Origin of the sequence: Pseudomonas sp. 22515 (assembly GCF_052044625.1) — a bacterium.
Taxonomy (GTDB): domain Bacteria; phylum Pseudomonadota; class Gammaproteobacteria; order Pseudomonadales; family Pseudomonadaceae; genus Aquipseudomonas; species Aquipseudomonas alloputida.
On the sequence record NZ_JBQENN010000011.1, the window covers coordinates 111,536 to 119,167 of the forward strand.

The window sequence follows — 7,632 nt, forward strand, 5'->3', positions numbered from 1 at the left end:
GCGGCTCTTGTCGAGTGCCTCTTCGCTGCCCGGCCGGGCACTTACCAGCAGATGCCTTCGGTACGGGCGGTAGTGCTGGTCGGTTTGTTCATGAAGCCGACCAGGTCGATCACCTGCTTGCCGGCTGGCGCTTGCAGGGCCAGCGCACGGAACTGCTCGTCACGGTTGCCGAGGACGATGATGTCGGCGTTGTCGATCACCTGCTGCAAGTTGGCGTTGAGCAGCGACGACACGTGTGGGATCTTCGACTCGATGTAGTCCTTGTTGGCGCCGTGAACACGGGCGTACTGGACGTTCTCGTCGTAGATGTCCAGCTGGTAGCCCTTGCCGATCAGGCGCTCGGCCAGTTCCACCAGCGGGCTTTCGCGCAGGTCGTCGGTGCCGGCCTTGAAGCTCAGGCCCAGCAGGGCGACCTTGCGCTTGTCGTGGGCTTCGATCAGCTCGAAGGCGTTCTGCACCTGAGATTCGTTGCTGCGCATCAGCGAGTCGAGCAGCGGTGCACGGACATCGAGGCTGGCGGCGCGGTAGGTGAGGGCGCGTACGTCCTTGGGCAGGCAAGAGCCGCCGAAGGCAAAACCTGGGCGCATGTAGTACTGGGACAGGTTGAGGACCTTGTCCTGGCAGACCACGTCCATCACCTCGCGGCCATCGACGCCCACCGCCTTGGCGATGTTGCCGATTTCGTTGGCGAAGGTGACCTTGGTGGCGTGCCATACGTTGCAGGTGTACTTGATCATCTCGGCCACTTCGATCGGCTTGCGGATGACCGGGGCGTCGAGTTCTTCGTACAGGGCCTGGAGGATGTCACCGCTGGCGCTGTCCAGTTCGCCGATGACCGTCATCGGTGGCTGGTCGTAGTCCTTGATGGCGGTGCTTTCACGCAGGAATTCCGGGTTGACCGCCACACCGAAGTCGACACCGGCCTTCTTGCCCGAGCAATCTTCCAGGATCGGGATGACCACGTTCTTGACGGTGCCAGGCAGCACGGTGCTGCGCACCACGATGGTGTGACGGCGGGTGGTGTCACGCAGCACGTAGCCGATTTCGCGGCACACGGACTCGATGTACTCCAGGCCCAGGTCGCCGTTTTTCTTGCTGGGGGTGCCCACGCAGATCATCGACACATCGCTGGCACGGATGGCTTCGGCGAAGTCGGTAGTGCCGCGCAGGCGGCCATTGGCGATGCCCTGTTGCAGCAGTGCTTCCAGGCCAGGTTCGACGATGGGCGACTTGCCCTGGTTGATCAGGTCGATCTTGGTGCTGGACACGTCCACACCGATCACTTCATGGCCACGCGCCGTCAGGCAGCCTGCACAGACTGCACCCACATAACCCAAACCAAAGATGCTGATACGCATCGCTATCACCTCATGTGTTTATCACGCCGACGCCTCCGCAGAGAGCCGGGCTGGGTTGATTAACAACAGTTTTCGGGCGCACGGATCCATGGCGAATGCACACTTCGCCGAGCGCAGGCAAAATAAATCCGGAACGCAAAAAGTTATGCGCTCAAAGTTGGCACTCAATAGCCATTCATTAAAAAACGTGCCCTGAAATGCAGCCGTCTTTATTGCAATGCGCTACTTGGCGCGTTGCTGTGCTTGTTTTTTCAAGTGAATAAATCCTTTGAAATCAACCACTAGGACGATTTGTAAGGGACGCGTCTCTCCTGCATGGACAAGGTCTTCGGAGGGTTCCGTGATACCTGTCGAATTTCTTATGGCGGGCAGTGGATACCCGCCGTTGTCATCTGTAAGTCATCTCTCACAGCCCGTAGGCAGGACAATCGTTACGGCACTATGAGCGATTGGCTTTGGTAGAAGTTCCGGAGCCGGTTTCGCTCGAATGAAAGATTTCTAAATATTTATTCAGTTGCGGACAGTTTCAAATTGATAGCACGCGGGTGTTTCGCCCCCGTGTATCAAGGGCGTAACTGTTGCGAGATATTTTTATGCCAGCATCTGAAAAATTTTTTCAGAATTCGTCAAAAAAGGTATGAACGGTCTTATGTCGTTTGGCGATAAAGGTGGGTGTGCTGGATTTTTGGCGTCGGATTAATGGCGTTATGGCGGTTTGCAGCGTGCCCTGTTGCAGGGCGGAGAGGGGGTGTGGGCTGCTGGCCCCTTCGCGGGTGAACCCGCTCCTACGGGTAGCGCATTACCTGTAAGAGCGGGTTTGGCCGTGAAGGGGGTGTTACAGGGTCACTCCGAGGGGTGATCGCGCAGGAACACCAAATGGTCCGGCTTGGACTGCTCGGCACTGTAGTAGTACCCCTGAGCATCAAACTGCTTGAGCTGATCCGGGGTGCTGATGCGCTGCTGGATGACGAAGCGGCTCATCATGCCGCGGGCTTTCTTGGCGTAGAAGCTGATGATCTTGTACTGGCCGTTTTTCTGGTCCTTGAAGTCGACGTTGATCACCCGGGCCTTTAATGCACTGCGTTTCACTGCACTGAAATACTCGTTACTGGCCAGGTTCAACAGCACGTCATCGCCTTGGTCGGCCAGGGCCTGGTTCAGCCATTCGCTGATGCGCGTGCCCCAGAAGGCGTACAGGTCCTTGCCGCGGGCGTTGGCCAGTTTGGTGCCCATCTCCAGGCGGTAGGGCTGCATCAGATCGAGCGGGCGCAGCAGGCCATATAGGCCCGAGAGCATGCGCAGGTGGTCCTGAGCGTAGCTGAAGTCGTCGTCACTCAGGCTCTCGGCATTGAGGCCGGTGTACACGTCACCCTTGAACGCCAGCAACGCCTGCTTGGCATTGGCCGGGGTGAAGTCTGGGGTCCAGCTGCCAAAGCGCGCCGCATTCAGGCCGGCGAGCTTGTCGGACAGGTGCATCAGCTCGCTGATCTGCGCCGGCGACAGTTCGCGCAGTTGCTGGATCAGGGCCTGGGATTCATCCAGGTACTGGGGCAGGGTGAAACGCTCGGTCACTGGCGGGGTGTCGTAGTCGAGGGTCTTGGCGGGGGAAATCACCGTCAGCATCGGGTCGGCTCCTGGCATCGTTGGCCGAGGATTCTACGGGGTGGGCGGTACAAGTCCAAACTATGGCGACGATAGTCACAGCCCATGGTCGGCGCAGGCGCTATAGTTCGCGTTTTGCCGTTGCGGAGCCTTCCACTGTGCGCATTGCTTCTGCCTTGCTGGCCGGCCTGCTGAGCCTGGCCGTGCAAGCCGCCCCTTCACCTCAGGTCAGCCTGGACCGCAGCCTGTGGCCCGAACAGCTGGACAGCCCGGCGCTGTTCGACGTGGCTTCTCGGGCAGAAATCCTATCGTTCGCCCAAGTGCTGCACGAAAGCGAGTTGCTGGATGACGCAAGCCTGGCGGCCCGGCTGGGGCTGCGGCAGATCAACCTGCAGAAGGTGCGCCAGGTTCGGGCGCGCATGTGGCAGCGGTTGTGGGAGGGTTATCAACAGGCGCAGCGCAGTTGTGAGCAGGATGCATCATTCTGCTACCCGGTTACGTCCATGGCGGAGTTGCGTACACAAGCGGCGACGTTCGCTGCCGATGTCGGTGCGTTCTATACCGGCTGGATCGAACCGAGCCACCAGTTCCATGTCCGCTACCTGGACGAGCAACTGCGCAAGGCGGCGTTGCTGCCGCAGACCAGCAGCGAAATCGAGCGGTTGTCTTCGCGTGAGCGCAAGGGTGACGAATTGAACGACCGCATGTTCCTGCTGACCTTTGTCGGCGGGCCCGGGCCCGAGGGGGGCAGTACGGATCTACTCACCGATTACCTGCGCCGGCAAAAGCTCGAAGGCACGTTCTTCACGCTCGGTAACCGCTTGCAGCAACGCCGTGATGGCGCGGCGGCAAATGCCTTGCGCCAGCTCTATGGCGGGCAGTGCGTGGGTATCCAGGGGTGGGAATACCGCTCCCATGCGCAGTGGACCGACTGGCAGGATTCGCTGCGGCGCAGCCAGGCGCGGGTGCAGGCTGATCTGCCCGAGCAGTATGTACCGCTGTTCCGCCCTCCTTATGGCCAGCGCCGGGCTGACGGCGAGGGGTTCATGGCCCGCCAGCAGTTGCGGGTATCGTTGTGGGACATCGATGCCCAGGATGACGGTGCATTGAGCGCAGAGGCGTCCGCACAGCGCGTATTGACCCTGATGCTGTTGTGGCGCAAGGGCGTGATCCAGTTTCATGACAGCCTTCCCAAGGCGCAGCCGGCGGTGGAATGGTTGCTGCGCAATACCGCGCAAAGCGGCATCGGCTGGGAGGATTGCCGGGAATATGGATACCGCGAATAGAGGGTATGACTTCTGAGCGTAGTCCCCTCTGACGCTGGCGCCAAGGCCTCTTCGTCAATCGGAAAAATAAACTTCAAAAATGCGTAAAAGTGCTTTTTTCGGTCATGGTTTTTGCGGTATGAAGAAACCAGACAGCCGATTCCTGCAGCACAGGTGGCGTCATCCAGGCCCACCTAGCCAGGTTCGCTTCCCGCCCGTAACAACGCGGATACGGGGACAGCGGCAGTCACTCTGCGGCGTAACAGACCACGCCGTGTGGCTTCGACATAAGGTGACCGAGTATGGATGACCAAGGACGCAACCCTTCCTCCAGCAAGCCAATCCTGTATGTGCTCGATACCAACGTCCTGATTCACGACCCTAACGCGTTACTGAACTTCGAGGAGCACCATGTCGCCATCCCGATGACGGTGCTGGAGGAACTCGACAAGCTCAAGACCGGCAAACAGAGCATCGCCGCCGAATGCCGGCAAGCCATCCGCCTGATAGACCAGACCCTCGGTGACGCTTCGCCCAGCGATGTCGAGCAGGGCGTACCGATCCAGCGCAACAAGAGCGGCCCCAAGGGGTTCCTGTCCATCCTGATGACCCCGCGCAACGAGCCGAACAAGCTGCTGCCGGAAAACCTCAACGACAACATCATCATCAACCAGTTGCTCGAAGTCCGGGCCCGGCGCACCGACCTGGACGTCGTGCTGGTCACCAAAGACATCAACATGCGCCTGAAGGCGCGCGCTTGCGGTATAGCGGCTGAGGACTACAGCACCGACCAACTGGTCGATGACGTGTCCTTGCTGTCCAAGGGCTACCATTCGGTCACCGGCTCGTTCTGGGACCGCGTGAGCAAGGTCGATACCCGCCAGGAGCGCGGCCGCACCTGGCATCGGGTGCAGATGATCGACAACCTGCCAGCCGTGCACGTCAATGAGTTCATCATCGATGAGCAGGGCTTCGTCGGGTGGATCAAGGGCATTCGTGACGACGAACTGCTGCTGCTCGACCTGCACCAGGAGCCGCTGCTGCACCAGGAAGCCTGGGGCCTGAAACCACGCGACATTCACCAAAGCCTGGCGCTGTTTGCCCTGCTGGACCCGGATATCCACCTGGTGAACCTGACCGGCGCCGCCGGCTCCGGTAAAACCATCCTGGCACTGGCTGCGGCCATCGAGCAGACCATGGTCAGCAAGCGCTACCGGCGCATCATCGCCACCCGCAGCGTGCAGGGGCTGGACCAAGAGATTGGCTTCCTGCCGGGTACCGAAGCAGAGAAGATGGAGCCGTGGCTGGGCGCCATCACTGACAACCTCGAAGCTTTGCACATGGATGACGAAAGCACCCATGGCAGCGTCGAATACATCCTTGAGCGCGTGCCGCTGCAGTTCAAGTCGCTGAACTACATCCGTGGCCGCAGCTTCCAGCAGAGCCTGATCCTGATTGACGAGTGCCAGAACCTGACGCCGCACCAGATGAAAACCATCATCACCCGTGCCGGCTCCGGGTCCAAGGTGGTCTGCCTGGGCAACCTGGCGCAGATCGACACCCCCTACCTGTCCGCGACCAGCTCGGGCCTGACCTACCTGACCGAGCGCTTCAAGGACTTCCCCCACGGCGTGCACATCACCCTGCAGGGCGTGCCTCGCTCGGTGCTGGCCGAGTACGCCGAGTCGCATTTGTAAACCCTGGAGCCGGGCAGATTACTGCCCGGCCTCTTCGTGGACACGCCCGTTCACAGGATCTCCACTTGATTCGAGGCCGTGGAGCTCCTGTGGGAGTGGGCGTGCCCGCGAAGAGGCCAAACCTGCCGACACATACCTCTGCTCAAACCTGACCCACAGGTTTACACTGCGAAATCCCTTTACAGGAGCAGAGCAGTGCTGACACATCTTGATTCCCAGGGGCGGGCCAACATGGTCGACGTCACTGAAAAGGCCGTGACCGAGCGCGAGGCTACCGCCGAGGCGCGGGTGCGCATGTTGCCGCAGACCTTGCAGATGATCGTCGACGGTGAACACCCCAAGGGTGACGTGTTCGCCGTGGCGCGCATTGCCGGGATACAGGCGGCGAAAAAAACCAGCGACCTGATCCCGTTGTGCCACCCGCTGATGCTCACCAGCGTCAAGGTCGAGCTCAGCGCCGAGGGGCAGGATGCCGTGCGCATCGTCGCCCGCTGCAAGCTGGCCGGGCAGACCGGTGTGGAGATGGAGGCGCTGACCGCCGCCAGCGTGGCCGCGCTGACGATCTATGACATGTGCAAGGCTGTGGATAAAGGTATGGTCATCGAGCAGGTGCGCCTGCTGGAAAAACTCGGTGGCAAGAGTGGCCATTACAAGGTGGAGGCGTGATGAAGGTCAAGGTGATGTACTTCGCCCGTTACCGCGAACTGTTGGGCGTGGATGCCGAGCGGGTGGAGGGTGCGTTCAAGGTGCTCGATGATGTGCGCCAGGCCTTGGTTGCCAAGGGCGGGCAGTATGAAGTGCTGGCCGAGCAGAACCTGATGTGCGCACGCAACGAAGAGCTGTGCAAGCTCGATGAACCGCTGGAAGAGGGCGATGAAGTGGCGTTCTTCCCACCGGTGACCGGAGGCTGAACATGGCTGTACGAGTGCAGGAAGGCGCGTTCGACCCGGGGGCTGAGACCAATGCCATGCATGCAGCCAATGTGGGCGTGGGCGCGGTGGTCGGTTTTGTCGGCTATGTGCGGGATTTCAACGATGGCCGCGAAGTGGCGGGGATGCTCCTCGAACACTATCCGGGCATGACCGAAAAGGCCTTGGCGAAGATCGTGGTCGAGGCCGAGCAGCGTTGGCCGCTCTTGAAAGTGGAGGTGCTGCACCGCATCGGTGCGCTGGAACCGGGCGAACCGATTGTGTTCGTGGGGGTGGCCAGTGCCCATCGGCAGGCGGCGTTCGATGCCTGCAACTTCATCATGGACTACCTGAAGACCCGGGCGCCGTTCTGGAAGAAGGAGAATACCCAGGAAGGGCCAAAGTGGGTGGAGGGGAAGCAGAGTGACCAGGATGCGGCGGGGCGCTGGTAATCAAGGCGCCACCGGTCGCCTGTAGGAGCGGGTTTACCCGCGAAAGGGCCGGCCCTGCTGGCCAATCTCCCCCCGACAATCTCCGCATCAAAGCCGAAATCCCGGGGCCGCTGCGCGGCCCAATCGCGACACAAGGCCGCTCCCACAGATTGATCGCGTGTAGCCCGCTGAAGGTCAGTGATGATACGAGTCATCTTCACCAGCAAAGCTGATTGACACACCACTGGATGGGTAGAGGGGAAGCAGAGTGACCAGGATGCGGCGGGCCGCTGGTAATCAAGGCGCCGCTGATCCTTTGTGGGAGCAACTGTCTTGCTCAATTCCTGAAAGCTGGCGCCGTGTGGGAGCGG

General features: G+C 60.6%; 7 protein-coding genes. 5 read left to right on the top strand and 2 right to left on the bottom strand.

Going from position 1 to position 7,632, the window contains the following annotated elements:
* Nucleotides 1–41: 41 nt before the first annotated feature.
* Together ACTJJN_RS12635 and yaaA are read right to left on the bottom strand one after the other, a co-directional pair.
* Nucleotides 42–1,358: a nucleotide sugar dehydrogenase gene (locus ACTJJN_RS12635; protein ID WP_004577139.1), complete on the bottom strand. Its 1,317-nt coding sequence runs from the start codon at nucleotides 1,356–1,358 to the stop codon at nucleotides 42–44.
* An 843-nt stretch (nucleotides 1,359–2,201) separates the two neighbouring features.
* Nucleotides 2,202–2,981 carry a peroxide stress protein YaaA gene (gene yaaA, locus ACTJJN_RS12640; RefSeq protein WP_324736943.1) on the bottom strand — a complete coding sequence of 260 codons (780 nt, stop codon included), beginning with the start codon at nucleotides 2,979–2,981 and terminating at the stop codon, nucleotides 2,202–2,204.
* Between the two features lie 137 nt (nucleotides 2,982–3,118).
* On the opposite strand from yaaA, the gene ACTJJN_RS12645 reads away from it, so the two are divergent.
* From ACTJJN_RS12645 to moaE, 5 genes are all read left to right on the top strand, one after another.
* Complete coding sequence (locus tag ACTJJN_RS12645) at nucleotides 3,119–4,246, top strand: polysaccharide deacetylase family protein (RefSeq protein ID WP_014754400.1); 1,128 nt, start codon at nucleotides 3,119–3,121, stop codon at nucleotides 4,244–4,246.
* A gap of 281 nt (nucleotides 4,247–4,527) precedes the next feature.
* On the top strand, nucleotides 4,528–5,922 hold the full coding sequence (locus tag ACTJJN_RS12650) for a PhoH family protein (protein WP_003251772.1): 1,395 nt from the start codon (nucleotides 4,528–4,530) through the stop codon (nucleotides 5,920–5,922).
* 195 nt (nucleotides 5,923–6,117) lie between these two features.
* Nucleotides 6,118–6,588, top strand: a complete 471-nt coding sequence (gene moaC, locus ACTJJN_RS12655; protein WP_003251775.1) for a cyclic pyranopterin monophosphate synthase MoaC — start codon at nucleotides 6,118–6,120, stop codon at nucleotides 6,586–6,588.
* The gene (moaD, locus tag ACTJJN_RS12660; RefSeq protein ID WP_003251777.1) at nucleotides 6,588–6,833 is read left to right on the top strand and encodes a molybdopterin converting factor subunit 1; all 246 of its coding nucleotides are present in this window, start codon (nucleotides 6,588–6,590) and stop codon (nucleotides 6,831–6,833) included. Before moaC ends, moaD begins: the two co-directional genes overlap by 1 nt.
* Nucleotides 6,834–6,835: 2 nt before the next feature.
* A complete protein-coding gene (moaE, locus tag ACTJJN_RS12665) occupies nucleotides 6,836–7,282 on the top strand; it encodes a molybdopterin synthase catalytic subunit MoaE (protein WP_221100817.1) in 447 nt (148 codons plus the stop codon).
* Nucleotides 7,283–7,632 lie beyond the last annotated feature (350 nt).